24 protein-coding genes and 1 pseudogene are annotated in these 26,949 nt (G+C 68.8%); 14 read left to right on the forward strand and 11 right to left on the reverse strand.

The window, feature by feature from the left end; all coding sequences use genetic code 11:
* The first annotated feature begins 155 nt into the window (after positions 1–155).
* Positions 156–758 (forward strand): TetR/AcrR family transcriptional regulator, encoded by a 603-nt coding sequence (locus BHQ18_RS01580; protein ID WP_069411799.1) that lies wholly within the window; start codon positions 156–158, stop codon positions 756–758.
* A 6-nt stretch (positions 759–764) separates the two neighbouring features.
* Complete coding sequence (locus BHQ18_RS01585; RefSeq protein ID WP_069411800.1) at positions 765–1,952, forward strand: AAA family ATPase; 1,188 nt, start codon at positions 765–767, stop codon at positions 1,950–1,952.
* Here BHQ18_RS01585 and BHQ18_RS01590 read toward each other — a convergent pair.
* Together BHQ18_RS01590 and BHQ18_RS01595 are read right to left on the reverse strand one after the other, a co-directional pair.
* Positions 1,949–2,806, reverse strand: a complete 858-nt coding sequence (locus tag BHQ18_RS01590; RefSeq protein ID WP_069411801.1) for an SDR family oxidoreductase — start codon at positions 2,804–2,806, stop codon at positions 1,949–1,951. The genes BHQ18_RS01585 and BHQ18_RS01590 overlap by 4 nt on opposite strands.
* A gap of 19 nt (positions 2,807–2,825) precedes the next feature.
* Entirely contained in the window at positions 2,826–3,467 is a 642-nt protein-coding gene (locus BHQ18_RS01595; RefSeq protein WP_069411802.1) for a TetR/AcrR family transcriptional regulator, read from the reverse strand.
* A gap of 118 nt (positions 3,468–3,585) precedes the next feature.
* Here BHQ18_RS01595 and BHQ18_RS01600 point away from each other — a divergent pair, with 118 nt between their 5' ends.
* On the forward strand, positions 3,586–5,064 hold the full coding sequence (locus BHQ18_RS01600; protein ID WP_069411803.1) for a cytochrome P450: 1,479 nt from the start codon (positions 3,586–3,588) through the stop codon (positions 5,062–5,064).
* A 13-nt stretch (positions 5,065–5,077) separates the two neighbouring features.
* Here BHQ18_RS01600 and BHQ18_RS01605 read toward each other — a convergent pair whose 3' ends face one another.
* Positions 5,078–5,572, reverse strand: coding sequence for a 2-isopropylmalate synthase (locus BHQ18_RS01605; protein WP_069411804.1), 495 nt, complete (start codon positions 5,570–5,572; stop codon positions 5,078–5,080).
* A gap of 275 nt (positions 5,573–5,847) precedes the next feature.
* On the opposite strand from BHQ18_RS01605, the gene BHQ18_RS01610 reads away from it, so the two are divergent.
* Both BHQ18_RS01610 and BHQ18_RS01615 read left to right on the forward strand, forming a co-directional pair.
* Entirely contained in the window at positions 5,848–6,522 is a 675-nt protein-coding gene (locus BHQ18_RS01610) for a PAS and ANTAR domain-containing protein (RefSeq protein WP_234794051.1), read from the forward strand.
* A gap of 83 nt (positions 6,523–6,605) precedes the next feature.
* Complete coding sequence (locus BHQ18_RS01615; RefSeq protein WP_205866014.1) at positions 6,606–7,352, forward strand: sulfite exporter TauE/SafE family protein; 747 nt, start codon at positions 6,606–6,608, stop codon at positions 7,350–7,352.
* 6 nt (positions 7,353–7,358) lie between these two features.
* On the opposite strand, the gene BHQ18_RS01620 is transcribed toward BHQ18_RS01615, so the two are convergent.
* Positions 7,359–8,426: a phosphotransferase family protein gene (locus tag BHQ18_RS01620; RefSeq protein WP_069411806.1), complete on the reverse strand. Its 1,068-nt coding sequence runs from the start codon at positions 8,424–8,426 to the stop codon at positions 7,359–7,361.
* Positions 8,427–8,502: 76 nt separating this feature from the next.
* The gene (locus BHQ18_RS01625; protein WP_069411807.1) at positions 8,503–9,270 is read right to left on the reverse strand and encodes an SDR family NAD(P)-dependent oxidoreductase; all 768 of its coding nucleotides are present in this window, start codon (positions 9,268–9,270) and stop codon (positions 8,503–8,505) included.
* A 100-nt stretch (positions 9,271–9,370) separates the two neighbouring features.
* Between BHQ18_RS01625 and BHQ18_RS01630 the strand changes: the two genes are divergently transcribed.
* Genes BHQ18_RS01630 through BHQ18_RS28920 form a run of 4 tightly spaced genes read left to right on the forward strand, consistent with a single transcriptional unit; the run spans position 9,371 to position 14,987 of the window.
* Positions 9,371–10,921 (forward strand): molybdopterin-dependent oxidoreductase, encoded by a 1,551-nt coding sequence (locus tag BHQ18_RS01630; protein ID WP_069411808.1) that lies wholly within the window; start codon positions 9,371–9,373, stop codon positions 10,919–10,921.
* A 40-nt stretch (positions 10,922–10,961) separates the two neighbouring features.
* Positions 10,962–12,509 carry an ATP-dependent DNA ligase gene (locus BHQ18_RS01635; RefSeq protein WP_069411809.1) on the forward strand — a complete coding sequence of 516 codons (1,548 nt, stop codon included), beginning with the start codon at positions 10,962–10,964 and terminating at the stop codon, positions 12,507–12,509.
* A gap of 49 nt (positions 12,510–12,558) precedes the next feature.
* Entirely contained in the window at positions 12,559–14,850 is a 2,292-nt protein-coding gene (locus BHQ18_RS01640) for a carbon starvation CstA family protein (protein WP_069411810.1), read from the forward strand.
* Positions 14,850–14,987, forward strand: a complete 138-nt coding sequence (locus tag BHQ18_RS28920) for a CstA-like transporter-associated (seleno)protein (RefSeq protein ID WP_276045521.1) — start codon at positions 14,850–14,852, stop codon at positions 14,985–14,987. Before BHQ18_RS01640 ends, BHQ18_RS28920 begins: the two co-directional genes overlap by 1 nt.
* A gap of 15 nt (positions 14,988–15,002) precedes the next feature.
* Here the strand turns inward: BHQ18_RS28920 and BHQ18_RS01645 are convergent.
* Positions 15,003–16,030 (reverse strand): annotated as a pseudogene (locus BHQ18_RS01645) (cytochrome P450).
* Between the two features lie 12 nt (positions 16,031–16,042).
* The gene (locus BHQ18_RS01650) at positions 16,043–17,083 is read right to left on the reverse strand and encodes an LLM class F420-dependent oxidoreductase (RefSeq protein WP_069411811.1); all 1,041 of its coding nucleotides are present in this window, start codon (positions 17,081–17,083) and stop codon (positions 16,043–16,045) included.
* An 86-nt stretch (positions 17,084–17,169) separates the two neighbouring features.
* Here BHQ18_RS01650 and BHQ18_RS01655 point away from each other — a divergent pair, with 86 nt between their 5' ends.
* Positions 17,170–18,666: an acyl-CoA carboxylase subunit beta gene (locus BHQ18_RS01655; protein ID WP_069411812.1), complete on the forward strand. Its 1,497-nt coding sequence runs from the start codon at positions 17,170–17,172 to the stop codon at positions 18,664–18,666.
* Between the two features lie 54 nt (positions 18,667–18,720).
* Here the strand turns inward: BHQ18_RS01655 and BHQ18_RS01660 are convergent, their stop codons facing one another.
* The 4 genes from BHQ18_RS01660 to BHQ18_RS01675 are packed head-to-tail and all read right to left on the reverse strand — an operon-like array spanning position 18,721 to position 22,896.
* Positions 18,721–19,836 (reverse strand): TIGR03857 family LLM class F420-dependent oxidoreductase, encoded by a 1,116-nt coding sequence (locus BHQ18_RS01660; RefSeq protein WP_205866015.1) that lies wholly within the window; start codon positions 19,834–19,836, stop codon positions 18,721–18,723.
* The gene (locus tag BHQ18_RS01665) at positions 19,800–20,177 is read right to left on the reverse strand and encodes a nuclear transport factor 2 family protein (RefSeq protein ID WP_069411814.1); all 378 of its coding nucleotides are present in this window, start codon (positions 20,175–20,177) and stop codon (positions 19,800–19,802) included. The genes BHQ18_RS01660 and BHQ18_RS01665 overlap by 37 nt, the downstream gene beginning before the upstream one ends.
* The gene (locus BHQ18_RS01670) at positions 20,174–21,274 is read right to left on the reverse strand and encodes an alpha/beta hydrolase (protein WP_069411815.1); all 1,101 of its coding nucleotides are present in this window, start codon (positions 21,272–21,274) and stop codon (positions 20,174–20,176) included. Before BHQ18_RS01670 ends, BHQ18_RS01665 begins: the two co-directional genes overlap by 4 nt.
* Positions 21,271–22,896, reverse strand: coding sequence for a flavin-containing monooxygenase (locus tag BHQ18_RS01675; RefSeq protein WP_069411816.1), 1,626 nt, complete (start codon positions 22,894–22,896; stop codon positions 21,271–21,273). The genes BHQ18_RS01670 and BHQ18_RS01675 overlap by 4 nt, the downstream gene beginning before the upstream one ends.
* A 154-nt stretch (positions 22,897–23,050) precedes the next feature.
* Between BHQ18_RS01675 and BHQ18_RS01680 the strand changes: the two genes are divergently transcribed.
* From BHQ18_RS01680 to BHQ18_RS01695, 4 genes are read left to right on the forward strand one after another with little or no spacing between them, the layout of a single operon-like run.
* Positions 23,051–24,049, forward strand: coding sequence for an aromatic ring-hydroxylating oxygenase subunit alpha (locus BHQ18_RS01680; protein ID WP_069411817.1), 999 nt, complete (start codon positions 23,051–23,053; stop codon positions 24,047–24,049).
* Entirely contained in the window at positions 24,046–24,657 is a 612-nt protein-coding gene (locus tag BHQ18_RS01685) for a cysteine hydrolase family protein (protein WP_069411818.1), read from the forward strand. Before BHQ18_RS01680 ends, BHQ18_RS01685 begins: the two co-directional genes overlap by 4 nt.
* Positions 24,658–24,664: 7 nt before the next feature.
* Positions 24,665–25,279: a PaaI family thioesterase gene (locus BHQ18_RS01690; RefSeq protein WP_069411819.1), complete on the forward strand. Its 615-nt coding sequence runs from the start codon at positions 24,665–24,667 to the stop codon at positions 25,277–25,279.
* A 14-nt stretch (positions 25,280–25,293) separates the two neighbouring features.
* Positions 25,294–26,940, forward strand: a complete 1,647-nt coding sequence (locus BHQ18_RS01695; RefSeq protein WP_069411820.1) for a medium-chain acyl-CoA ligase Mig — start codon at positions 25,294–25,296, stop codon at positions 26,938–26,940.
* Positions 26,941–26,949: the final 9 nt, after the last annotated feature.

Below are 26,949 nucleotides of genomic sequence, written 5' to 3' on the forward strand. Positions count from 1 at the left end.
TCCCGTCGACGCCGGCGCGCCTGACCTGTCGCTCAAAAGAATCCTTAAATCTACAATTAGTCGCTTTAGGGCTACGGTAACCCTGCATCGCTTGCACCGCAACGCCGGGCCCGACCACAATCGACACCTCACGCGCAGAAGACAGGGGCACGACAATGGGCGACGGCACCGCCGACCGGCGCCCCGGCGGTCGCAACGCGCGGGTTCGCAATCAGATCCTCAGCGCCACAGCCGAACTCGTCGCACGTCACGGAGTCACAGGATTCCGCTACGAGGAAGTCGCCGAGCTCGCCGGCGTGCACAGGACCAGCGTGTACCGCAACTGGCCGGACCGCGAGAAGCTGGTCGCCGCGGCCCTTCTGCAGTACGCCGAGGACCTCGCATCCATCGCTGACACCGGAGACCTGCGCAAGGACCTGGTCGATTACCTCGTTCGCATCGCCACCGGCCTGCAGACCCCGTTCGGGCGAGCGCTCGAGTCGGCGATGCAACTCACCGACGACAGCCCCGCCGTCCGGCAGACCGTGGCCCTGATCCTCGAGGAGCGGGGCGCCGCGTTGCGGCGACGGGTGGCCACCGCGGTCGACCGGGGCGAGCTGCCGAAGGTCGACAGCGTATTTCTCGGCGAGATGCTGGCCGGCCCGACCCGCCTTGTCGTCAACCGCGGCGGCCGAACGTTCACCCGCGCGGATGCCGAACGCATCGTCGACGTGGTGCTCGCCGGTATCCGGGCCACCGCATCCGAAAGGGAGAACTGACCGACCATGCTGCGCACCGTCGCCATCCGCGGTTACCGCTCGCTGCGGGACATCGTGCTTCCGCTGGCGCAGTTGACCGTCGTCACCGGAGCCAACGGGACCGGCAAGTCGTCGCTGTACCGGGCGCTGCGGCTGCTCGCCGACTGCGGTCGAGGCGAGGTGATCGGCTCGCTGGCCCGCGAGGGGGGCCTGGAGTCGGTGCTGTGGGCCGGCCCCGAACAGCTCGGCGGGGCGCGCCGCACCGGCCGCGTCGAGGGCACCACCCGCACCGGCCCCGTGTCGCTCGAACTGGGTTTCGCCGCAGATGATTTCGGCTACCTCGTCGACCTCGGGCTACCCCAGATGGCGGGCCACAACTCGCTGTTCGCGCGGGATCCGGAGATCAAGCGGGAGGTGGTGTTCGCCGGGCCCGTCATGCGCAACAGCTCGACGCTGGTGCGCCGCACCCGCGACTACGTCGAGACCAGCTCCGAATCCGGTCGCGGTTTCGACAAGCTGACCCAGGCGCTTCCGGCGTACCGCAGCGTGCTCGCCGAGTACGCGCACCCGGGCGCCCACCCCGAACTCGCCGCGGTCCGGGACCGGTTGCGGCACTGGCGGTTCTACGACGGGTTCCGCGCCGACGCGGCCGCCCCGGCCCGGCAGCGTCAGGTCGGCACCCGCACACCGGTGCTCTCCGACGACGGCGCCGACCTCGCCGCGGCGATCCAGACCATCATCGAAGCCGGCTTCGAGGACCTGCACCGTGCGGTGGCCGACGCGTTCGACGGCGCCTCGCTGTCGGTGGCCGTGCACGACGGGCTGTTCGATCTGCAACTGCGCCAGCCGGGCATGCTGCGGCCGCTGCGCGCCGCCGAACTCTCCGATGGCACACTGCGTTTCCTGCTCTGGGCGGCCGCGCTGTTGAGTCCGGCGCCGCCGCCGCTGATCGTGCTCAACGAGCCGGAGACGTCGCTGCATCCCGATCTGGTCGCCCCGTTGGCGTCGCTGATCCGCACCGCGTCCGAGACCACGCAGGTCGTCGTCGTGACCCATTCGCGCACACTGCTCGACCGGCTCGACGCCGCACCGCTGGACGCCGAGGACGACGACCGGGCCGCCGTGCAGATCGCGCTGTTCAAGGATCTCGGCGAAACCCGCATCGAGGGACAGGGTCTGCTGACCACGCCGCCGTGGGACTGGGGCAAGCGTTAGCGGCGGCCCGCCGGCCGCAACGCCTTGGTGAACAACACGTTGGCCTGACGCATCGCCACGCTGTACGGCCACCAGGCCACCCGCTTGAACATGTAGAGCGCCCGGATGTCGAACGACGTGTAGATCAGGAACCGGTTGCGCCGCACGCCCTTGAGGATGCACTCGGCGGCCCGCTCCGGTGAGACCGCGTGACCGCTGAAACGGTCGGTCCACTTCTTCACCCGCGGGTCGTCGCGGTCCACACCTGCGATCTGAACCGTCTGCACCAGAGGCGTTTTGACCGCACCCGGGACTACCACCGAGACGCCGATGCGGTGCCGCGCCAGGTCGAAGCGCAACACCTCCGACATGCCGCGCAGCCCGTACTTGCTTGCGCTGTAGGCCGCGTGCCACGGCAACGCGACCAGCCCGGCCGCAGACGACACGTTGACGATGTGACCGCCGGTGCCCGCCGCCACCATCGGCGGCACGAACGCCTCGATGACGTGGATCGGGCCCATCAGGTTGATGTCGACCATCGACTTCCAATGCTCGTGCGACAGCGTCGAAACGGTGCCCCACGCCGAGACGCCGGCGATGTTCATCACGATGTCCATCGCGGGATGGCGCTGGTGGATGTCGGCGGCGAACGCGCGCACAGCGTCGTAGTCGGAGACGTCGAGGGCGCGGTACTCGGGTACCTCCGCGCCGAGCGCTCTCGCCTCGGCGACCGTCTTCTCCAGGCCCTCGGCGTCGCGGTCGGTCAAAAAGAGCTGGGCCCCCTCGGCGGCCAGTTGCAACGCCGTCGCACGGCCGATACCGCTGGCCGCGCCGGTCAGAAAGCAACGCTTGTTCGCAAACCCGGGGTGCGCCATGGCCGTCACGATACTGGCCTCAGGTCTGCGGCTGGTCGGACCGCTGCAGATGCCCCCAGAAAGCGGCGACCCACAGCCGTTCGAGCGCCTCGACCGCACGGTTCGGGTCGATACCGCGACCGACGAACGTGCTGTCCTGGGTCAGCGTCATCGTGGTGGTGGCGGCCAACGTGCGCACCAGGGCGGGCAGGTCGTCGGTGATCGGGCGGGCGTCCTCGTCCTGTTCGAGCAGCATGATCAGCTTGTCGATGATGCCGTCGTAGAAGTCGTCCATCATCTCGCGGATCTTGGCGTCGGTGTTGCGCGCGGTCGCGCACGCCGACATCACCGGGTCGTCGTTGGCGTACACCTGCGCGGCGCTGCCGACCATCCGCTGGGCGAACGATTCGGGCGTCTCCCCCGGCGCCCGGGGCGCGAAGTGGTGGGTGAGGCTGTCGAGCAGTTCCCCCGCATCGGCCAGGATGGTCGCCAGCACTGCGTACTTGGAGTCGAAATAAAAGTAGAAACCCGAGCGCGCGACGCCGGCGCGTTCGCTGATCGCGCTGACCGACAGGTCGGCGAACGACTGTTCCTGCAGCAGGTCGCGGACGGCTTTGACGATCGCGTCGCGCTGCCGGTCACCGCGGCTGCGACGCGGTGGCGGTGCTGGTTGCGCGGTCATCGCCCTAGACCTTGGCACCACGACGCGCCAAGACAAAACTTGACATGCGTCAAGTGTGCCATTCAGGATGATGGTAGGAGTGAGAACGGCCACAGTCCCTTGGCTCAGGAGAACGTGAATGGCATCGATCAGCACCACCGACTACCTGCTCGACCAGGCGAAGCGACGGCTCACACCGACGCTGAACAACCTCCCGTTGGGCCCGCTCGAGCGTCGGCTCAACAACCGGGAGTGGCCGCAGTTCGTGCTGGCCGAGCCTCCCGCCGGCAGCGGCCTGAAGCCCGTCATGGGCGACTCCGGCCTGCCGATCCTCGGGCACATGATCGAGGCGTTCCGCGGCGGCCCGGAGTACGTGCTGCAGGTGTACCGCAAGTACGGCCCGGTGCACTACGCGCATTCGCCTGCGCTGTCGTCGGTGTCGGCGCTGGGCCCCGACGCCACCCAGGCCGTCTTCTCGAACAAGAACAAGGACTTCTCGCAGAAGGGCTGGCATCCGGTCATCGGCCCGTTCTTCAACCGCGGCCTGATGATGCTCGACTTCGAAGAACACATGTTCCACCGGCGGATCATGCAGGAGGCGTTCACCCGCACCCGGCTGTCCGGATACGTCGAGCACATCGACAAGGTCGCCTCGAAGGTGGTGGCCGAGGACTGGGTCGCCAACGACGCGCGCTTCCTGCTGCACCCGGCGCTGAAGGAACTGACCCTCGACATCGCCTCGGTGGTGTTCATGGGCCACGAGCCGGGCACCGACCACGAGCTGGTCACCAAGGTCAACGAGGCCTTCACGATCACCACCCGCGCCGGCGGCGCCATCATCCGCACCAGCGTCCCGCCGTTCAAGTGGTGGCGGGGCCTGCAGGCGCGCAAGGTCCTCGAGGACTACTTCGAGGAGCGGGTCAAGGAACGCCGTAACTCCGGGGGCACCGACATGCTCACCGTGCTGTGCCACGCCGAGGACGAGGACGGCAACCGGTTCAGCGACGCCGACATCGTCAACCACATGATTTTTTTGATGATGGCCGCGCACGACACGTCGACGTCGACGCTGACCACGATGGGCTACCACCTGGCCGCCAACCCCGAGTGGCAGGAACGCTGCCGCGACGAGTCGTCGCGGTTGGGCGACGGGCCGCTGGACATCGAGGCGCTGGACAAGCTCGAGACGCTCGACCTGGTGATCAACGAGTCGCTGCGGCTGGTCACGCCGCTGCCGTTCAACGTGCGCCAGGCCGTGCGCGACACCGACCTGCTCGGCTACTACATCCCGGCCGGCACCAACATCGTGACGTGGCCGGGCATGAACCACCGGCTGCCCGAGCTGTGGACCGATCCGGACAAGTTCGATCCGGACCGTTTCACCGAGCCGCGCAACGAGCACAAGAAGCACCGGTATGCGTTCGCGCCGTTCGGCGGAGGCGCCCACAAGTGCATCGGCATGGTGTTCGGCCAGCTCGAGATCAAGACCGTCATGCACCGGCTGCTGCGCAAGTACCGGCTGGAGCTGCCGCGGCCCGGCTACCAACCGCAGTATGACTACGCGGGTATGCCGGTGCCGATGGACGGTATGCCGATCGTGCTGCGCCCGCTGCACTGATCTTTTCGCCGGATCAGGCGGCCAGTAGCCGGTTGGCGCACGCGATCACCGCGGCCAGCGCGGACTGCGTCGCGTCGTCGTCGAGGCCCATCGCCCACTCGGCGCGCAGCCCGTCGGAGCCGTGGATGAACGTCGCGATGCGCTCCCCGGCGTGCACCTGGTGGAAGTCGATCATCTCGACTCCGATGCCGCGGTCATAGAGCATCGCGGTCAACGCCGCGACGGGTCCGGGGGCGGCCGCCGTCGTCGTGCAGATCCGGTCCCCGATCGCCAGCGTCGCCTGGTAGTGCCGCGGCCCGAGCCGGTTGGCGGGCCGATCGCCGTCGGCGCAGCTCCAACTGCCCAGGCGCAGCGGCCCGGTGGTCGGTGAGTACTCGGCGAGAAAGGTATCGAAGGGCATCGCGTCTGCCTCCTGGCGCAGACCGCGCGGCATCGGGGCGTCGACGTGAGCCGCGAACGACGGCAGTGCTGCGGTGGTTGCGGATTCTGGTGCGAACGAGATGGTCATGTGCCGGTCTTCTTCTTCGAGAAGGGAAGTGACCGACTACGTAGCGACGACCCACAGCGAGGGGTCGGTCAGGATCAGACCCCGCTGCGGGTTGCTACTACGAGTCGCCTCGGCACGCGCTCGATGCTAGTCCTCCCCGACGTGTTGACGCAAAGGCATAATTGTTCGCGAAACGGTCGGTGGTCTTCGCCTTCTGGCTGGCCTCCGACCGAACCCGATGAGAAGGTGTTGGCCTACTTCTGGAGTCGCCCTGACCTGGAGGAACCGTGCGAAACATCGACTGTTCACAGGACGCCCCCGTGCCCGACGACCCGACGACGGTCGGCAATCGGGTGGGCGCCTTCCGCTATTTCCGCGCACAGGACCGCTGGGAGTGGTCCGACGCCGTCGCCGAGATGCACGGATATCCGCCCGGCCAGGTGCAGCCCACCACGGCGCTGGTCATGTCGCACAAGCATCCCGATGACGCCGCCAGCGTCGCGCTGCTGATCGAGACGGTCACCGGTCAGGGCCGGCCGTTCAGCAGCCGCCACCGCATCATCGACAAGAACGGTGACGTTCACCTCGTGCTGGTGATCGGCGAGCGGATGCGCGACGACAACGGCGACGTCATCGGAACCCAGGGCCTCTACGTCGATCTGAGCAACGTCGACGAGACCGGCACGGTCGACGCCGCGATCGCCGACTTCACCGAGCACCGGGCGATCATCGAACAGGCCAAGGGCGTGCTGATGCTGACCTACGGCATCTCCGCCGAGCGCGCGTTCGACATCCTGGTGTGGCGGTCACAGGACAGCAACACCAAACTGCGCCGACTGGCCCGCCAGGTCGTCGACGACTTCACCACGACGCTTCAGGTCCCGACCGGGCTGCGCGAGCGCGCCGACCATCTGCTGCTGACCGCCCACCAGCGGATCACGCCGATGGATTCGCGCAGCGACGCCTGCTGAGCACCGGAGCCCGCGCCCGGACGGTCAGGACCGCGCCGTAACGTGTGGCCGGTGTCGGCCGGTCGTGTGCGCTTTCCGCAGCGGTGAACTGGGCACTGCTGTTCGCCGCGGGCATCCTCGGCGGACTCACCGGCAGCATCGCCGGGCTCGCGTCGGTCGCCACCTATCCCGCCCTGCTGCTGGCCGGCCTGCCCCCGGTGACCGCCAACGTCACCAACACCGTGGCGCTGGTGTTCAACGGCGTCGGGTCCGCGCTGGGCTCGCGCCCGGAACTGCGCGGGCAGGGCCGCTGGATCCTCGGCACACTGCCGGTCGCGGTGCTCGGTGGCGCGGCCGGCGCCGCGCTGCTGTTGTCCACCCCCGCCGAAGGTTTCGAGAAGGCGGTGCCGTTCCTGCTCGGGTTCGCCTCGGTGGCGATCCTGCTGCCGCGCCGGCCAGCCGCACCCGACAGTCCGGGCAACCACCGGGCGCGCAGGGCGCTCGAAGCCCTCGCGATCTTCGCGATCTGCATTTACGGCGGCTATTTCGGTGCGGCCGCGGGCGTGCTGCTGCTGGCGCTGTTCCTGCGCATCGAGCACGCGTCGCTGGCCGAGGCCAACGCCGCCAAGAACGTCATCCTCGGCATCGCGAACGCCGTCGCCGCGGTGGTCTTCGCCGTCCTGGCCCCGGTGCACTGGTGGGCGGTGCTGGTGCTGGGCCTCGGCTGCCTGCTGGGCTCGCGGCTGGGCCCGGTCGTGGTGCGGCACGCGCCGCCCGGGCCGCTGCGTGTGGTGATCGGCGTGGCCGGGGTGGCGCTCGCGGTCAAGCTCGGTCTCGACGCCTACCGGTGACCGGCGTCAGCCTAGCTCAAAAGGGCTGTCGCCCTTGGTGACCCGCGTCCCGACGTCGATCAGGTTCTGCGCGTTGGCGTGCAGCCGCTCCCCCGCGTCGCGGCTGGCCTGCCCGAGCAGATAGCGCGACCACGTCCCCTCGATGACGATGCCGAGCTTGAAACACGCCATCGCGACGTACCAGTCGAGGTGGTCGGTCTCGCGCCCGCCCGCAGCCAGATAGGCCTCGAGAAGCTCACGGCGACTGGCCAACCCGCCCAGGGCCGCGAGGCGCGCCCCCGCGGTGATCGTGCTGATCTCCAGCGGCCAGCAGATCAGCATCCAGCCGAGATCCAGCAGCGGATCACCGATCGTGCACATCTCCCAGTCGACGAACGCCGCCAGTTCGGGTTTGTCGCGGCGCAGCATCACGTTGCTCAGATGCGGGTCGCCGTGCAGGACGCCGGGTCTGCCGTCGGGCGGCAGGTTCGCCGTCAGCCACTGCGCCAGCTCGGTCACCGCCAGCGTCTCGGGGTCGTAGCGGTCGTGCCGGTAGCTCTCGAGCAGCCGCAGGAACTGCGGAACCTGGCGCTCGAGAAAGGAACCCGGCCGCTTCAGTTCGGCCAGTGGCCTGCCCTCCCAGTCCACGTTGCCCAGTTCGGCGAGGCTGGCCGCGTACGACAGTCCGACCTGATGACGCATCGCCGGGTCGCGTTCGTAGGCCTCGGCCATGTCGTCGCCGGGGTTGAACCCGTCGACCTCCTCCATCAGGTAGAACACCACGCCCAGAACGCTGAGATCTTCACAGCCGGCGATGAAGCCGGGGTGCGGCACCGCAGTGCCCGCCAGCGTGCGCAGCGCCGCGATCTCGCGCAGCATCGTCTTGTCGCTCGTCGGCCGGGGATGCGCGGGCGGCCTGCGCAGCACCATGGGCCGATCGTCGACGCGCAGCCGCACCACGATGTTCTGCGTCCCGCCGGTCAGCGGTTCGACGTCGGTGACCGACTCCCCCAGCCCTTGCCGGCGGACCCAGTCCTGCACCGCGGCTTGGTCGGCGGGGCTCAGGGTCGGAAGCTGCTGCGCGTCGTCGGGCATGCCGCCATCGTCTCAGGTGGCGATTTCGGTGTAGTTGGTGGCGGTGAGCGCAACCAACTACACCGAAACCACGCGATTACTTGGGGGCGAAGCGCTGGCCGGCGTCCAGGCGCAGGCACTGGCCGTTGAGCATCGGGTTCTCGACGATCGCGGCCACCAGCTTGGCGTACTCCTCGGGCTTGCCCAGCCGCTTCGGGAACGCCGCATCCTTGGTCAGCGCCTTGGCGAACTCGTCGGGGATGCCCTCGGTCAGACCCGTGGCGAACAGGCTCGGCGCAATCGCCAGCGCCCGGATGCCCAGGCTGCCCATGTCGCGGGCCATCGTCAGGCACATGCCGGCGATCGCGGCCTTCGACGCGGTGTAGGCGACCTGCCCGATCTGGCCCTCGAACGCGGCGATCGAGGCGGTGTTGATGATGACGCCGCGCTCTTCCTTCTCGTCGTCGACGAGATCCTGCTGGCTCATCTGCCAACCGGCCAGCCGGCTGATGTTGAAGGTGCCGATCAGGTTCAGGTCGACGCACTTGCGGAACGTGTCCAGGCTGTGCGGCCCGTCCTTCTTGACCGTGCGCTCGGCCGCGCCGCCGCCTGCGGTGGTGACGATGATGTGCAGCCCACCGAGCTTGTCGATCGCCTGCTGCAGCACCTTCTCGGTGCCCTCGAAGTCGGTGACGTCCACCTCGAAGAAGGAACCGCCGATCGCGTCGGCCACTTCCTTGCCCTTCGACTGCGGACGGTCCAGCACCGCGACATCGGCGCCGCGCTGCGCCAACAGTTCGGCGGTGGCCTTGCCGAAGCCCGAGGCTCCGCCGACAACGATGGCCTTCTTGCCCGAGATCTCCACTGAGTCCCCTTTCCAGAAAATGCTCGAATCGTAAAGCAACCTAGCTGACGTCACTGTTCGGTAAGCCCCGCGGGTCGCCCGCATGAGTACTTTGGCGGGCATGACCCCGCGCGCGACCAAGGCGATGGCCGGTATCGCGGCGGCCGCGGTCGCCCTCGGAGTGGTCCAGTTGGTCGCCGCGATCGTCGGGCCGCGCTCGGACGCACGCACCGCGGTGGGGTCGGCCGTCATCGATCTGACCCCGGGACCGGTCAAGGAATGGGCCATCCAGACCTTCGGCACCGCGGACAAACTGGTGCTCACGCTCGCGGTGCTGGTGGTGATCGCGGCCGTCGCCGCGGCCGCCGCGGCGCTGGAGACCCGGCGCGTCCCGGTCGGCAGCGTCGCGATCGTGGCGGCCGGGGTCGCCGGTGCGGCGGCCGTGTTGTCGCGCGCGGGTGCGACGCCCGTCGACGTGGTGCCCACGGTGGTGGGCACCGTGTGCGGTGTCGCGGTCCTGCGGCTGCTGCTGTCGGGCCGGTTCACCGACGACGCGCCGACCGCCGACCCGTCCACCGACCGCGGCCCCGACCCCGGCCGACGCTTGTCGTTGGTGACGCTCGGCTTCCTGGGTGTCGGCGCCCTGACCGGTGTGGGCGGGCTGGTGCTCGCGCGGGTGACCGGCTCCGTGTCCGGTGATCGCAACGCGTTCGCGCTGCCACCGGTCGATGTGGCCGCACCGCCGGTGCCACCGAACGTGCAACCGCGGGGCGTCGAGCTGCCGTCGTTCGTGACCCCCAACACCGACTTCTATCGCATCGACACCGCGCTGAGCGTGCCGCAGCTCAGCCGGGAGAACTGGGAGCTGCGGATCCACGGCATGGTGGACCGCGAGATCACCTACGGCTTCGCCGATCTCGAGCAGTTCGAGGTGGTCGAGAAGCTCGTCACGTTGACGTGCGTGTCCAACCCGGTCGGCGGCGACCTGGTCGGCAATGCGGCATGGACGGGGTACCGGGTGCGGGATCTGTTGGCGCCCGCGGGAATTCACCCGGACGCCGATATGGTGTTGTCGATGTCGATCGACGGTTTCACCGCGGGCACGCCGGTCGAAGCCTTCACCGACGACCGCGGGTCGATGCTGGCGATCGGCATGAACGGCGAGCCGTTGCCGACCGACCACGGCTACCCCGCCCGGCTGGTGGTGCCGGGACTGTACGGCTATGTGTCGGCGACGAAGTGGGTCGTCGACCTCGAGGTCACCCGGTTCGACCGCGCGCAGGCCTACTGGACGCGGCTGGGCTGGTCGCCGCGCGGGCCGATCAAGACCGAGTCGCGCATCGACGTGCCGCGCAGCGGTCAGGACGTGCCCCGCGGCCCGGTCACCTTCGGCGGGGTCGCGTGGGCGCAACCGCGCGGGGTGCGCGCGGTGCAGGTGCGGGTCGACGGCCCCGACGGTGAGGGTGACTGGCAGCAGGCCACGCTCGGCGCCGGCTACTCCAACGACACCTGGCGGCTGTGGAGCCTGGCGTGGCAGGCCACCACGCCGGGTCCGCACACGGTGACCGTGCGGGCCACCGACAACACCGGCGCGGTGCAGACCGCCGACATCGCCGACCCGGTCCCCGACGGCGCGACCGGCTGGCACAGCGTCGACTTCGCCGTCACCTGAGCCTTCTGCCTTTGTGGCGCGAGCGTGCCACGCTGGACGGGTGCAGTTGCTCGATGTCGCCACCGCATCCGCTGACGTCGGCGCCTCCTCGTCGCGGCTGGCCAAGACCGCCCGGATCGCCGACCTGCTGCGCCGCGCCGCCGCCGACGGTGACGCCGACCAGATCGCCGTCGTCGTGTCGTGGCTGTCCGGCGAGCTGCCGCAGCGGCAGATCGGTGTCGGCTGGGCGGCGCTGCGGTCGCTGCCGCCCCCGGCGAGCGATGCGGCTCTGACGGTCTCCGAGGTCCATGCCCGGTTCACCGAGATCGGACAGGTCGCAGGTGAGGGTTCGAAAGCACGACGCGCCGAGTTGGTGGCCGCCCTGTTCGGCGCCGCCACCGACACCGAACAGACGTTCCTGCGCCGCCTGCTCAGCGGGGAACTGCGACAGGGCGCGCTGATCGGGGTGATGGCCGACGCCGTCGCGAAGGCCGCCGCGGTGCCGGCCCCCGCGGTGCGCCGGGCCGCGATGCTCGGCGGCGCACTGCCCGCGGTCGCGGCCGCGGTACTCACCGGCGGCGAGGACGCGCTGCACCAGTTCACGCTCACGGTCGGGCGACCCGTCGGGCCGATGCTGGCCCAGACCGCCGCCAGCGTGTCCGAAGCGCTCGACCGTCTCGGCGGCACAGGGGTTTTCGAGGCCAAGCTCGACGGGGCCCGGGTACAGATCCACCGTTCGGGTGACACGGTGTCGATCTACACCCGCAGCCTCGACGACGTGACCGGCAGGCTCCCCGAGGTCGTGGACGCCGCGCTCGCGCTGCCGGTCACCGAGTTGATCGCCGACGCCGAGGCGATCGCGCTGCGCGCCGACGGCCGTCCGCACCGCTTCCAGATCACCGCGTCGCGCTTCGGCCGCTCCGTCGACATCGCCGCCGCGGCGGCCGCCCAACCGCTGTCGGTGTTCGTCTTCGACCTGCTGCACGTCGACGGCACCGACCTGCTCGACCGGCCCGCCGCCGAGCGCATCGCGGTGCTCGACGCGCTCGTCCCCGACCGCCACCGCGTCGACCGGCTGGTCACCGACGATCCGGCTGCGGCTCAGGCGTTTCTGGACGCGACGCTGGCCGCCGGTCACGAAGGCGTGATGGCGAAATCGCCGGGCGCACTGTACGAGGCGGGCCGCCGCGGCGCCGGCTGGTTGAAGGTCAAGCCCGTGCACACCCTCGATCTGGTGGTCCTGGCGGTCGAATGGGGGTCGGGCCGTCGCACAGGCAAACTGTCGAACATCCATCTCGGTGCACGGGACCCGGACTCTGGCGAATTCGTCATGCTGGGAAAGACATTCAAGGGCATGACCGACGCCATGCTGGAATGGCAGACCGCGCGGTTCCTCGAACTGGCCGACGGAGCGACCGACGGCTACGTCGTCAAAGTGCGTCCCGAGCAGGTCGTGGAAGTGGCGTTCGACGGCGTGCAAACCTCGTCGCGGTACCCCGGCGGCATGGCGCTGCGGTTCGCCCGGGTGCTGCGCTACCGCGACGACAAGAGCCCGGCCGAGGCCGACACGCTCGACACGGTCCGGGCCTTCTACCAGCGCGGAAGTTAAAGCCGCCGTTTTTCCACACGTTCCGCGGGGCCGATGAAAGGATCGGTACATGGCATCCCCCACCGCCGCTTCAGAACGGATCGAAGAAACCGTAGGTGACGTCACCTACGTCCGCACCGACAAGGACCTGCCGCCGGTCGCGATCATCGACCGGTCGCCGATCACCGTCAAACACCGGGTCATCTTCGGCATCATCGCCGTGCTCGGCGCGGTCGCGTGGGCGGTGATCGCGTTCTTCCGTGGGGAGACCGTCAACGCGGTCTGGTTCGTGATCGCCGCGATCTGCACGTACGTGATCGGTTTCCGGTTCTACGCGCGGCTGATCGAGATGAAGATCGTGCGTCCGCGCGACGACAACGCCACGCCCGCAGAGCTGTTCGAGAACGGCACCGACTACATGCCGACCGACCGGCGGGTGCTGTTCGGACACCACTTCGCCGCGATCGCCGGCGCCGGCCCGCTGGTCGGGCCCGTCCTGGCCATGCAGATGGGTTTCCTGCCCGGCACCATCTGGATCATCATCGGCGCGGTCGTCGCCGGCTGCGTGCAGGACTACCTGGTGCTGGTGATCTCCACCCGCCGGCGCGGCCGGTCGCTGGGCCAGATGGCGCGCGACGAACTCGGCACCGTCGGCGGCGTCGCCGCGATCATCGGCGTGCTCGTCATCATGGTGATCCTGCTGGCGGTGCTGGCCCTCGTCGTCGTCGGCGCTCTCGCCGAAAGCCCTTGGGGCGTCTTCTCGATCGCGATGACCATCCCGATCGCCATCTTCATGGGCCTGTACCTGCGCTTCCTGCGGCCCGGCCGCGTCTCGGAGGTCTCGCTGATCGGGGTCGCGCTGCTGCTGCTCGCGGTCGTCTCAGGCGGCTGGGTCGCCGAAACGGCATGGGGCGACGAATGGTTCACGCTTTCGAAGGTCAGCCTGTCGTGGGCGATCATCATCTACGGGTTCGCCGCCTCGGTGCTGCCGGTGTGGTTCCTGCTGGCGCCGCGCGACTACCTGTCGACGTTCATGAAGGTCGGCACCATCGCGCTGCTGGCCGTCGGCATCCTGCTGGCCCGCCCGATCATGGAGGCGCCCGCGGTGTCGTCGTTCGCGGGTCAGGGCACCGGGCCGGTGTTCGCCGGATCGCTGTTCCCGTTCCTGTTCATCACGATCGCCTGCGGCGCGCTGTCGGGATTTCACGCGCTGATCTCCTCGGGCACCACGCCCAAGCTGCTGGAGAAGGAAGGGCAGATGCGGCTGATCGGCTACGGCGGCATGCTGACCGAGTCGTTCGTCGCGATCATGGCGCTGATCACCGCCGCGATTCTCAACCAGCACCTGTACTTCGCGATCAACGCGCCCGCCGCCTCCACCGGCGCGACGGCCGAGACCGCGGCCGCCTATGTCAACAGTCTGCCGATCGACAGCCCGCCGATCACCGCCGAGGACATCACCGCCGCCGCCGAGAGCGTGGGCGAGGAATCGATCGTGTCGCGCACCGGCGGCGCGCCGACGCTGGCGTTCGGGATGTCGGAGGTGCTCAGCAAGGTCTTCGGCGGTGATGCGCTCAAGGCGTTCTGGTATCACTTCGCGATCATGTTCGAGGCGCTGTTCATCCTGACCACCGTCGACGCCGGCACCCGCGTCGCGCGGTTCATGCTCTCCGACGGCCTGAGCAACATCGGTGGCCCGATGCGCAAGCTCAAGGACCCGAGTTGGCGTGTGGGAGCGTGGATCTGCAGCCTGGTCGTGGTCGCGGCGTGGGGCAGCATCCTGCTCATGGGTGTGACGGACCCGCTGGGCGGCATCAACACGCTGTTCCCGCTGTTCGGCATCGCCAACCAGCTGCTGGCCGCGATCGCGCTGACCGTCGTCACCGTCGTGGTGGTCAAGAAGGGTCTGATCAAATGGGCCTGGATCCCCGGCGTTCCGTTGTTGTGGGATCTGGTGGTGACGATGACGGCGTCGTGGCAGAAGATCTTCTCCGGCGACCCGAAGGTCGGCTACTGGACCCAGCACTTCCAGTACCGCAACGCCAAGGATGCCGGGGAGACCGCGTTCGGCGCGGCCAAGGACGCCGGGCAACTCGACGCGGTCATCCGCAACACGTTCATCCAGGGCACCCTGTCGATCATCTTCGCCGTGCTGGTGCTGATCGTGTTCGCCGCCGGCGTCATCATGGTGCTCCGTAGCCTGCGCGGGACGGGAACGCCGACGACCGAGGACGAGCCGGTGCCGTCGCGGATCTTCGGGCCGTCGGGCCTGCTCATGACGAAACCGGAGAAGGAGGTGCAGAAGCAGTGGGACGCATTACCGAAGTCGCACGCCAGATCCGTTGGTACTGGGGCTCATTGATGGGTGACAACCACTACCGGCGCTACCTCGACCACCGGTCGCGCACGCACCCCGGCGAGCCCGTGCTCTCCGAACGCGACTACTGGCGGATGCGGCACGCCGCATCGGACGCGAACCCGAGCGCGCGCTGCTGCTGACCCTCGGAGCGGGACCTACGTCAACGTGTAGCGGATCGGCAAGTGCTTGAGGCCGCCGACGAAGATGGTCGCGATGTGCTCTGCCGGCCCGGCCAACTCGATCGCACCCCGCGCACGGTGGTGTCGGCGCGGGCGGTACGCATGAACTCCTTGACCGGGCTCACCCACCGGATCATCTCCTCGGTGGCCAGCGGCATCAGGTCCATGTCGGCCTGCAGACGCGCCAACTGGTCGGGGTGTTCGATCAGCGCGTGCAGGCCACCGGAGACGACCGCGCTGGTGGTGTCGTGACCGGCCGCGGCGATGATCGCGTAGTAGGACACGGTCTCGATGTCGCTCAGCGGTTGCCCGTCGACGGTCGCGTTGGCGATCGCCGAGGCGAGGTCCTCGGTCGGGTGCTCGCGGCGTGACGCCGTCACGGTGGTGAAGTACGCGAACATCTCGAGCAGCGCCATCATCTGCTCTTCCTTGGTGGTGCCGCGTTGCAGTTCGGCGTCGTCGTTGCCGAACAGTTCCTGGGTGTACTTGAGCATCTGCGGGAAGTCCGCCTCGGGCAGCCCCAGCATCGACATGATCACGTACAGCGGGTAGTTGACCGCGACCTCCTGGACGAAGTCGCATTCCGGGCCGCGTTCGAGCATGCCGTCGACGAACCGCTTCGCCAGTTCGTCGATCCGAACCTTCATGGCGCGCATCGCCTTGGGCCGGAACCAGTTCGCGCCGATGGCGCGGATCTCGCGGTGCTGCGGGTCGTCCATGTGGATCAGTGTGCTGATGCCGACGGCGGCCTGCTGTTCGTCGGCCTCCTCGGTCATCAGGACCGGTCGCGGCGCGTTGGTGAACAGCGTGTTGTCCCGCTCGATCGCCATGATGTCGGCGTGTTTGGTGATCGCCCAGAACGGCCGGTAGCCGGGAACATCCACCCAGGACACCGGTGCGTTGGCGCGCAGATGCGTCAGCGCGGCGTGCAGCCGCGGTTCGTCGGCGTAGACCTGCGGGTCGGCGAGCACCCTCGCCGCTTCGTCGATGACCCGAGCGCTCATCATCACTCCTCATCACTCCTGCGGCGACTGGCCGCGCACATCCCGAACAACTTGCACGACAGTGTCTTCGGCAACCGAAGACGGGAACCCGATCAGCACCCGGTCGATCAGCCCGTCGCAGCGGTCGCGCAGTTTGGCCGCCAGTTCGTCGATCGGCGCGACGACGGCGAACGCGTCGAGGATGTCGTCGTCTATCAGCGTGCCCATCGCGTCCCACTGCCCGGCCAGACTCAGCCGGTGCAGCTCGGTGTGCAGCTCGCCCCAGCCGTGCAGGTCGAGCACCTTGCGGTAGGCCGGGGTGGATCCGTAGAACGCGATCTGCTTGCGGGTGGCGACGGCGGCCGCCGCGAGGTCGCGTTCGTCGGCGCCGGTCACCACGAAGATCGGACACGACACCTGAAAGTCGCTGCGCTGACGCCCGGATCGGGCCATTCCGCGCTGCAGCGCGGGCATGGTCACCTCGGCGAAGTACCGTTTGGTGGTGAAGGCGTGGGCGAGAACTCCGTCGGCGACCTCGCCGGCCAGTTCGGTCATCGCCTCACCGACCGCGGCCAGGAACACCTTGGGTATCCCGTGGCTGTGCGGCTCGGGGGTGAACATCGGCGTCATCAACTTGTGGGTGTAGAAGTCGCCCTCGAACTGCAGGCGGGTGCCGTCGCTCCAGCACGTCCAGATCGCGCGCATGGCCGAGATGAACTCGTGCATGCGGCGCACCGGTTTACCCCACGGCATACTGAACCGGTTCTCGATATGCGGTTTGACCTGTGAGCCGAGCCCGATGATCATCCGGCCGCCCGAGTAGTCCTGTAGGTCCCAGCCGATGTTGGCGATAGTCATGGGATTACGGGCGAACGCGACCGCGATGCTGGTGCCGAGGTCGATCGTCTCGGTGTGTTCGGCGGCCAGGGTCAGCGGCAGGAACGGATCGTGCGCCACCTCGGCCGTCCAGCACCCGTCGTATCCGCGACGCTGCAGCGTGGTTGCCGTACTCACGACGTTGGCGAGCTGACTCGAAACCGCCCCGTCGACCTTCAGGCCGGCGCCGCTAAGCATGGTCGTAGACGCTACAGTAAGCAATTCAGTATGGTCAACGAGGACCCGCCGGTGCGACGATCGCCTAACTGGAGACAGGAGCTGCGATGACCAAGGCCGACGATTGGCATGACACGCTCGAGGAGTTGGCCCGTCGGCGTCGCACCGCGCACGACATGGGTGGCGCCGAGCGTCTGGCCAAACACCACGGCAAGGGCAAGCTGGACGCCCGCGCGCGCATCGGCCACCTGCTCGACAAGGGCTCCTTCCGCGAGTTCGGCACGCTGGTCGGCGGGGACATCGCCGCCGACGGGATCGTCGCCGGGTCCGGGTCGGTCGACGGCAGGCCGGTGATGATCGGGGCCGAGGACTTCACCACGCTCGCGGGCAGCATCGGGCCCGGCGGTAACGCCAAGCGGTACCGGCTTGCCGAGTTGGCGCTGCGCGACCGGGTGCCGCTGGTGATGCTGTTGGAGGGCGCGGGTTTTCGGCCCAGCGGCGAGCATTACGGCCGCACGCCCACGGATCTGCTGGCGCAGGCGCAGTGCTCGGGCAAAGTACCGATGGTCGCGGGCCTGCTGGGCCCGTCAGCGGGCCACGGCGCGCTGGTGGCTCCGGTCTGCGACTGGACGATCATGAGCCGCCAAGGCGCGATCTTCACCGCCGGTCCACCCGTGGTCAAAGAGTCCACAGGCGAGGAGATTTCGAAGGAGGACCTGGGCGGGCCGAAGGTGGCGCTGGCCAGCGGGGTGATCCACAACGTCGCCGACGACGACGAGGCGGTGCTCGGCGACATCCGGCGCTACCTGTCCTACTTTCCGACCAGCGCGTGGTCCTATCCCCCGTCGCTGCCTGCCGACGAGACCGCCGAACCCCGCACCACCGCCGAACTGCTCGACATCGTGCCGCGCGGCAACCGTCGGGTCTACGACATGCGGCGCGTGCTCGACGTGGTGTTCGACCGTCCGGACTGGTTCGAGGTCCAGCCGAAGTTCGGTCCCGCGATCATCTGCGCGCTGGCTCATCTCGGCGGCCACCCGGTCGCGGTGGTGGCGAACCAACCGCAGGTGATGGCCGGTTCGATCGACGCCGACGCGGCCGACAAGGCTGCGCACTTCATCACGGTGGCCGACTCGTTCCACCTGCCGATCGTGTTCCTCGCCGACAACCCCGGGATGCTGCCGGGCAGCCGCTCGGAGAACAGCGGTGTGCTGCGCAGCGGCGCGCGGATGTTCGCCGCGCAGACGGCCGCGACGACGGTCAAGCTGCACGTCACGCTGCGCAAGGCATACGGTTTCGGCTCGATGGTGATGTCGCTGTTGGGGTTCGACAACCAGAGCGCGACGTTCGCCTATCCCGGTGCGACGATGGGCGCGATGAGCGCGGCCGCATTGAGCCGCGCGTCGCACGCCGCCGAGGACGTCGAGGCGCAGCTGCGGCAGATGGAGGTCGACGCGTCGTTCCGCTCGGCGAGCCACCTCGGTTTCGACGAGCTCATCCACCCCGAGGAGACCCGCAACGCGCTGATGAGCGGTCTGCAGCGCGGGCTGTCCAGCCGGCAGGCCGCCGCAGAACCGGTGTGCCGCACGGTGATCACCCCCTGACTCTGGCGGCTTCGGGGCCTTACCAGTCGCTCAGCCACAGGTAGCGCCCCGAAGTCACTCGGAGGTGCGGTAGGCCTCGACGATCGGCTCGAGTTCGTCGGGCGTCGCGCCGTGCATGATCAGCGCGTCGGCACCGTAGTCGAACTCCTTGCGGATCCGCTCCACGCATTGCTGGGCCGACCCGGTGGCCGACGGCTCCAGCCACTCATCGGGGATGAGCGTTGCGATGTGTTCGATCTGCTCGGACGACGCCTTGTGGTCGATGCCGCCGGGAATCGACTGCACGACCTTGTCATCGCGGAAGCGTTGCAGCACAGCCGGATCCCAGCCGTTGGTGTCGACCAGCAGATCGCCGTACCCCTGCAGGTAGGTCGCCAGCCGGGCGACGGTCTTCTTCAACCGCAGCTCCTCGGGCAGGTGGTCACCGACCGTCGCGAAGCACGACCACACCCGCACGCCGGCCGGGTCGCGGCCGGCCTGCTCCGCGGCGTCCTTGACCGTCTTGACCGCGCGCTGCAGCGTCTCGGGATTGAAGTACGTGTGCAGGATGACGTCGTCGAACGCCCGCCCGCCCAGCGCCAGCGTCTGCGGCCCGAACGCGACGATGGCCAGCCGGATGTCCTCGCGGAAGTCGGGGTCCAGGAACAGCACCTGGTACTTGCCGATCGGGCCGTCGTGGTTGAAGATCACCTCGCCGTGCCACAGCCGCCGCATGACCTGCGCGAAGTCCTCCATCTGCGCGGTCGTCACCGACGGGATCCCGAACGCCGCGTACATCGCCGCCACCCCGCGCCCGATGCCCAACGTGAACCGGCCGCCGGAGAGCCGGTGCATCGTCGTCGCCCACGATCCGGTGATCAACGGGTGGCGGGTGTTGTGATTCGTTGCCGCCGTGGCGATCTGCATGCGCGACGTGACCGCGCACGCCGCACCCACCAGCGACGAGGCCTCCTTGACGTTCCAGCGCTCGGAGATGAACGCCGTGCCGAACCCGAGTTCCTCACCGCGCCGCGCCTCGTCCATCAGCGCGGCCGGGCCCTCACCGCCGGCGCCGGCCAGCAGGTAGTAGCCCAGCTCGTCGAGCACCCTGTGTCCTGCCCCCCTGTCGCTTCGCTCCTGCCCGCCGGCATCCGTCACGCCCAGACTCCTTCTTTGTAGCCGCAGTTCCACACCTCGACGATCCATCCGTCGACTACCCGGAACACTTCCATACTGCCGATCGTGGTCTGCGTGCCGTCCGTCGTCGTAATCGTGGACTCGTAGACGATCGCGACGTGCTCGCCGTCGTCGCCCGCCACCACCAGCCGCAGATCGAAGCGGATCGACTTCATGGCTTCCGACACGTCCACCACCCGGCGCACCGCCTGCGCACGGGTCAGCACGTGCGCCTCCTGACCCACCTCGTGGCGGATCACTCTCTCGCCCAGCAGTTCCTCGGCGAGCGCGTAGTCCGACCCGTTCCACACCACGAGGTTGTACAGCTCGACCACCTCCCGGGCCGACCGGGTCATGCGTGAGCAACCGCGGCGAGGAACCGTTCCGACGCGGCCTGCACGCCGCCGGCGAACAGGTGACCCACGTGGCTGCCGCGGTGCCAGTACAGTTCGCCGCCCCACCGCTCGTGGAGCTGTTCGGCCGGTTCGGGGCGGGCCATCTGGTCGTGGCGGGCGCCGACGATCAACCGGCGGGGTGCCGACGGTTCGAGCGCGTGGTAGTCGACGACGGACATCAGCTGCTCGACGGGCTCTGCGCGCAGCAGTTCGATGGTGTCGCGCACCGACGGACCCCAGCGGCCCAGATGCGCGGCGATCATCGCGTTGAGGCCGAAGATCGGGGTGTACACGGCGACCGCGTCGACATCCTCGAGGTGTGCGACCAGCCCGGCCACCGGGCTGCCCATCGAAACCCCGGACACCGCCACAGCGCTCGCCTGCGGGCGCAGCCAGCGGATCAGCGCCCGGACCTCGGACACCACCCGGACCATGCCCGCCAGGTTGTTGAGCGGGTCCATGTTCGGATACGTCGGCCACCGGTCGCGCCGCACCCCGCAGCCGGGTTGCACCGGTAGCGCGATATTGAAGCCCAGGCGTTCCTGCAGTCGCCGGGCCCGCGAGAACATCAGGTCGATCGGCTGGCCCTGTCCGGCGCCGTGCACCCACACCAGCCACGGCCGCGCCTCGTCGTCGTCTCGGCACAGGTGGGCCACCGCGGTGGCCGGGCCGCCGAAGCCCTCGGCAACCAGTGCGTCGGGCAGGTGAGGGTCGTGCTCGAACCTCAGCTGCTCGTAGCGCAGCCGACCGAACCACCGCTGCCGGATCATTTTCGGCTGCAGAACATCCGGGGTGACGTGCACACCCGCCACCCCCAGTGGCGCGAGATCGGCGGCCACCTGAGCGCAGGAGTCGACGGTGCGCTCCAGCCGGGGCGGCGGCGCGGTCAGCGTCATCCCGGTCAGCGCGAGCTCGTCGAGCACCACCTCACCCAGCTGCCGGACACTGCTCGGCGACAACGTGTTCCAGTCGCCGGACCCGGCGACCGCGGAATGGGCACGAGGCACCACACCGGCGAAGTCCCGCCCGATCCGGTAGGCGCGTTCGGCGACCCTCATGCGAGTTTGAACCCGGTGTATCCCGCTGCCGCGATCTCCTCGCAGCGGCGACGGTACTCCGGGATGCCTGCCGTGTACCCCATGTACATCCGCTTCTTGCCCGGCACGTTTCCGCCGTTGTACCAGGAGTTGCACGTCGGATGCACCAGCACCGTGGGCTCGACGAGCGCGGTGGTGTGCTCGGTCCACTCGCGCTGCGCGTCCGGCAGCGCCTCGATGGTGCGGTATCCGTTGGCCCGCAGGTGCGCGATGCAGTCGCCGATCCACTCCACGTGCTGTTCGAGTGCAGTCACGAAATTGCTTGCCGGCGCCGGGCTTCCGGGGGCCTGGACGATGAACAGGTTCGGGAAGCCGGCGACCGCGATCCCGAGGTAGGCGTACGGGCCCTCGGTCGTCCAGTAGTCGGCCAACGACATTCCGTCGCGGCCGGTGACCGCGATCCGCGTCATCGCCCCGGTCATCGCGTCGAAACCGGTGGCGTAGATGATCACGTCGAGTTCGTGCTCGCCCCGCTCGGTGCGGATCCCGACCGGGCTGACCTCGACGATCGGGTCCTTGCGCAGGTCGACCAGCGTCACGTTGTCCCGGTTGAACGTCTCGTAGTACCCCTGGTCGATGATCGGCCGCTTGCAGCCGAACGGATGTGTCGGGGTCAGCGCCGCCGCGGTCTCGGGGTCCTCGACGATGCGCGCGACCGCTTCGCCGTAGAGTTTGGCGGCCATCTGGTTGGCCTCGATGTCGAAGAACACGTCACCCCAACTGAGCGCGCCGATCACCCCGCCTTCCTCGACGGCGCGCTGCTGCTCCTCGCGCGACGCGGACTTCAGCGGCGGCTTGGTCATCATCTCGAGCATCACCGAGAACGCGCTCAGCCGAGCGGCACCGACCGCGTGTGCCCGTTGCGCGGCCCGGATCTCGCTGTAGTTGGCCTTCAGCTCGTCGAGTTCGCCGTCGTCGAACGGGCGGACCTCCCACGGCAGGGTGTAGGCCGGCGACCGCTGGAACACGGTGAGTTGGCCGGCCTGGCGGGCCACCACCGGGATCAGCTGCACCCCGGTGCTGCCGGTGCCGATGACGCCGACGCGCCTGCCGGTGAGGTCGACGTCCTCCTTGGGCCACCGGCTGGTGTGCAGTGAGCGGCCGGCGAACGACTCCACCCCGGCGATGTCGGGTTCCTTGGGCACCGACAGGATGCCGGCCGCCGCGACGACGAACGGCGCGACGACGGTGTCTGCGGTGTCCGTGCGCACCACCCATTCGGCGGCGACGTCGTCGAACGTCATCGCGGTCACCTCGGTGTGGAACCGGATGTCGCGGCGCAGGTCGAGCCGGTCGGCGACGAAGTTGAGGTAGGCCTCGATCTCAGGCTGACGGGGCATGGTCTCGGTCCAGACCCACTCCTGCTGGATCTCCTCGGAGAAGCTGTAGGAGTACTCGATGCTCTCGATGTCGCACCGCGCCCCCGGGTACCGGTTGAACAGCCATGTGCCGCCGACGTTCTCGGCTTTTTCGAGCACGATCGTGCGCAGCCCCAGCTCACGGAGCCGGTGCAGCGCGTACAGGCCGGAGAACCCGGCGCCGATGACGATCGCGTCGTAACGGGTGGTGTCAGATGTCGCCACAGATGTGCACCTCAGGTCCGGAAGCGGAGATACTGTAACTATTACAGTATTGGCGCATCCGGCTGTGTAGTTTCGGAGAATCCCGGATCATCCCGCGCAGCGTCCGGAAAGGGCTACTGTAAGATTTTCGATTGGCGAAGGAGGTGGGATCGGCGTGAAGGTCCCGTTCACCTGGAAGGTCACCGGCTGGTTCATGATCGGCTGGTCTGCCGAATTCCCGACCGGCGAGACACGACCGCTGCGGTACTTCGGCGAGGACCTGGTGGCCTACCGCGACGAGGCCGGCGAACTGCACCTGTTGTCCGCGCACTGCAGGCACCTGGGCGCGCACATCGGCCACGGCGGCAAGGTGGTCGGCGACTGCGTGGAGTGCCCGTTCCACGGTTGGCGGTGGGGACCCGACGGCACCAACCGCTACATCCCCTACCAGCCGGACCGCCCGAACAAGGCGCTGCGGCTGCGGGTCTACCCGGTCGCCGAACAGTACGGATGCGTGTTCGCATGGCATCAGCCCGAAGGCAAGCCGCCGCAGTGGGAGCTGCCGGACCTGTTCGCCAAGTTCCCGCAGTTCCCGACCGACGAAGACGCGTATTACCGCCCGTACCCGGAGTTTTCGAGCCGCGCCGAACGCGAGCCGGTGCACCCGCAGATCGTCGCCGAGAACGGCCCCGACAGCGCGCACTTCCACTACGTCCACGGCGCCACCGTCACCCCGGTCTGCCTGAACTGGGAGGTAGCCGACGAGGAATGGCGGTTTCTGACCGGCTGGCCCGACGCGCGCAGCGACGACCCCGAGGCGATGGCGCTCTACATCCACAGCCACTTCTCCGGTCTCGGCTTCGCGGTCAGCGCGTTCGAGGGCTCGTCGAACCACCGGCTGATCTTCGCCTGCACTCCGGTCGAGGACGGCTACTCGGACATGTTCTATTCGATCTGGTGGCCGCGGCTGCCCGGTGACACCTCCGACGTCCCGCCCGAGGAGGTCCGTCGCAAGGTGGAGGCTCAGTTCATGGGCACCGTGTGGGACGACCTGAACATCTGGCGCTACCAGGAGTACGTGGAGAACCCGGCGCTGTCGAAGGTCGACGCGAAACCGTATATGGCACTGCGGAAGTGGGCTCAGCAGTTCTACGAAGTTCCCGCGTCGGTATGAAACCGGACCTCGCCGAGATCGCCGCGCCCGGCCACACCGCGATCGTCACCCAGGAATGTCAGGGCGCGGTGGTCGGGCCCGACGCCGGGCTGAGGGCACTGGCCGACGAGGCCCGCCGACAGGCCGTGCCCAACATCGCCCGCCTGCTGCCGGTCGCGCGGCAAGCGGGCGTGTCGGTCGTGCACTGCCTGGTGCAGCGCCGCCCGGACGGGCGCGGCGCCAACCACAACGCCAAGATCTTCGCGATCGGCGGCGACGTCGCGATCGCGCCGGGCACCCCGGGCGCCGAACTGCTGCCCGAACTGGGCCCGGAACCATCCGACGTCGTGCTGCGCCGCTGGCACGGCATCGGTCCGATGGGCGGCACGGACCTCGACGCGGTCCTGCGTAACCTCGGGGTGACGACGATCGTCGCGGTCGGGGTGTCGGTCAACGTGGCGATCACCAACCTGGTCATGGACGCCGTAAACGCCGCCTACCGCGTCGTCGTGCCCCGCGACGCCGTGGCGGGCATCCCGTCGGACTACGCGAACGCCGTCATCGACAACACGCTGTCGCTGCTGGCGACGGTCACCACCACCGACGAGCTGATCAGCACCTGGGAGTAGCCGCGCCGTGACCGACACCGAGGACCACATCCGCGAATTCGCCCGCGTGAAGCCGACTTCGGGCACACCACAGATGGGTCGCTTCATCGCCGCGCTGCGCCGCCTGCAGGACATCACGGTCGCCACCGACCCCGACCCCGCGCTGTGGGACGACAGCGCCGCGCTCATCGAAGACATCTGCGCGCGGCTCGAGCAGCACCGGGCGCCCGCCGGGTCCGCCCCGGCCGGCCGCGCCACCAACCTGCCCGGCAACGGGCATCCGCTGATGCCGCCGTGGCAGGTGATGGCCGCCAGCCCCGACGAGGTCACCATGGCCGGTTCCTTCACCCGGTTCCACGTCGGCGGCAACGACGCCGTGCACGGCGGGGTGATCCCGCTGTTCTACGACTGGCACTTCGGCATGGTGGTCTCCGCGGCCGGCCGCCCCGACAGCCGCACCGCCTACCTGCACGTCGACTACCGCAGGGTGACGCCGATCGACGCGCCGCTGCGGTCGCGGGCCTGGATCGACGAGGTCGACGGCCGCAAACTGTTCGTCAGGGCGACGATGACCGACGCCGACGGCAACGTACTATCCGAGGCCAACGGTCTGATGATCAAACTGCTTGCCCACCAGCCCTGAAAGGCCCGAATTCTGTGACCACCCAGTTCACCGTCGCGGCCGCCGCCGACACCGTCGCCGCCACGATCGGCGACCGGGAGTTCATCGTCCAGGGCGACCGGCGCTACACCTACGCCCAGGTGGTCGAACGGTCGAACCGGCTGGCGGCGTTCCTGCACAGCCGGGGACTGGGCTGCCACGTCGAGCGCTCGCAACTGTCCGGCCACGAGGTCGGCCAGGACCTGCTGGGCATCTACGCCTACAACGGCCCGGAGTACATCGAGGGGATGCTCGGTTCGTGGCGGGCCCGCGTTGCGCCGTTCAATGTCAACTACCGCTACGTCAAGAACGAATTGCACTACCTGCTCAACGATTCCGACGCGAGCGCGCTGCTGTACCACGCAGCGTTCGCGCCGCGCGTGGCCGAAGTGCTGCCGGATCTGCCCAACCTGCGGGTGCTGATCCAGATCGCCGACGACTCCGGCAACGACCTGCTCGACGGCGCCGTCGACTACGAATCGATCGTCGGGTCGGGCACTGCGGTGCTGCCGCCGATCGAGCCGTCCCCCGACGACCTCTACGTGCTGTACACCGGCGGCACGACGGGGATGCCGAAGGGCGTGCTGTGGCGTCAGCACGACATCTTCATGACCTCGTTCGGCGGCCGCAACATGGCCACCGGCGAACTGATCACCTCGCTCGACGACATCGCCAAGCGGGTCGCGGAAGGCCCCGGCACGAAGATCCTGACGCTGCCACCGCTCATGCACGGCGCCGCGCAGTGGGCGGCGATGACCGCGCTGACCACGGGGCAGACCATCGTGTTCATGGCCAACCCCGGCAGCCTCGATGCCGACGAGGTGGTACGCACGGTCGAGCGGGAGAAGGCGCTCGTGGTGCAGGTGGTCGGCGATGCGGTGGCGCGACCGCTGGCCGACGCGATCGAGCGCAGCTCGGCCGACCTGTCGTCGCTCGCGGTGATCGCCAACGGCGGCGCGCTGCTCACCCCGACCGCGAAGCAACGCCTGATCGACGTCAAGCCCGGCCTCATCGTGATGGACGGTGTCGGCTCCTCGGAGACCGGCATCCAGATGAACCACATGTCCGCACCGGGTGCGGTCTCGACCGGCAAGTTCAACGCGGGGCCCGACACCTTCGTCGCCGCAGAGGATCTCAGTGCGATCCTCGAACCCGGCCACGACGGCATCGGGTGGCTGGCACAGCGCGGCTTCGTGCCGCTGGGTTACAAGGGTGACGCGGACAAGACCGCCAAGACGTTCCCGGTCATCGACGGCGTGCGCTACTCGATCCCCGGTGACCGCGCCCGCCACCAGGCCGACGGGTCCATCGAACTGCTGGGCCGCGATTCGGTCACCATCAACTCCGGCGGCGAGAAGATCTTCGTCGAGGAGGTCGAGACCGCGCTGCTGTCGCATCCGGCAGTCGCGGACGTCGTGGTGTCGGGCCGGCCCAGCGAGCGGTGGGGGCAGGAGGTCGTCGCGGTGGTCGCGCTGACCCCGGGCGCCTCTGCCGAAGCGCAGGAGCTGATCGACCACGCAGCTGAATCGATTGCCCGCTACAAACTTCCGAAAGCGGTCGTGTTCCGGCCGACGATCGAGCGCAGCCCGGCGGGCAAGGCCGACTACCGGTGGGCACGCGAACAGGCGATCAGCGAGGCCTGACCCCCCGAG

It is taken from the genome of Mycolicibacterium flavescens (assembly GCF_001722335.1).
Taxonomy (GTDB): Bacteria; Actinomycetota; Actinomycetes; order Mycobacteriales; family Mycobacteriaceae; genus Mycobacterium; species Mycobacterium flavescens.

What these genes read in the sequence shown, in the direction of transcription:
- BHQ18_RS01595 (WP_069411802.1), bottom strand. Translation starts at nt 3,467, where the DNA reads ATGACCGCGCAACCAGCACCGCCACCGCGTCGCAGCCGCGGTGACCGG.
- BHQ18_RS01580 (WP_069411799.1), top strand. Translation starts at nt 156, where the DNA reads ATGGGCGACGGCACCGCCGACCGGCGCCCCGGCGGTCGCAACGCGCGG.
- BHQ18_RS01685 (WP_069411818.1), top strand. Translation starts at nt 24,046, where the DNA reads ATGAAACCGGACCTCGCCGAGATCGCCGCGCCCGGCCACACCGCGATC.
- BHQ18_RS01670 (WP_069411815.1), bottom strand. Translation starts at nt 21,274, where the DNA reads ATGAGGGTCGCCGAACGCGCCTACCGGATCGGGCGGGACTTCGCCGGT.
- BHQ18_RS28920 (WP_276045521.1), top strand. Translation starts at nt 14,850, where the DNA reads ATGGGTGACAACCACTACCGGCGCTACCTCGACCACCGGTCGCGCACG.
- BHQ18_RS01620 (WP_069411806.1), bottom strand. Translation starts at nt 8,426, where the DNA reads ATGCCCGACGACGCGCAGCAGCTTCCGACCCTGAGCCCCGCCGACCAA.
- BHQ18_RS01605 (WP_069411804.1), bottom strand. Translation starts at nt 5,572, where the DNA reads ATGACCATCTCGTTCGCACCAGAATCCGCAACCACCGCAGCACTGCCG.
- BHQ18_RS01655 (WP_069411812.1), top strand. Translation starts at nt 17,170, where the DNA reads ATGACCAAGGCCGACGATTGGCATGACACGCTCGAGGAGTTGGCCCGT.
- BHQ18_RS01585 (WP_069411800.1), top strand. Translation starts at nt 765, where the DNA reads ATGCTGCGCACCGTCGCCATCCGCGGTTACCGCTCGCTGCGGGACATC.
- BHQ18_RS01640 (WP_069411810.1), top strand. Translation starts at nt 12,559, where the DNA reads ATGGCATCCCCCACCGCCGCTTCAGAACGGATCGAAGAAACCGTAGGT.
- BHQ18_RS01665 (WP_069411814.1), bottom strand. Translation starts at nt 20,177, where the DNA reads ATGACCCGGTCGGCCCGGGAGGTGGTCGAGCTGTACAACCTCGTGGTG.
- BHQ18_RS01590 (WP_069411801.1), bottom strand. Translation starts at nt 2,806, where the DNA reads ATGGCGCACCCCGGGTTTGCGAACAAGCGTTGCTTTCTGACCGGCGCG.
- BHQ18_RS01630 (WP_069411808.1), top strand. Translation starts at nt 9,371, where the DNA reads ATGACCCCGCGCGCGACCAAGGCGATGGCCGGTATCGCGGCGGCCGCG.
- BHQ18_RS01600 (WP_069411803.1), top strand. Translation starts at nt 3,586, where the DNA reads ATGGCATCGATCAGCACCACCGACTACCTGCTCGACCAGGCGAAGCGA.
- BHQ18_RS01650 (WP_069411811.1), bottom strand. Translation starts at nt 17,083, where the DNA reads ATGCTTAGCGGCGCCGGCCTGAAGGTCGACGGGGCGGTTTCGAGTCAG.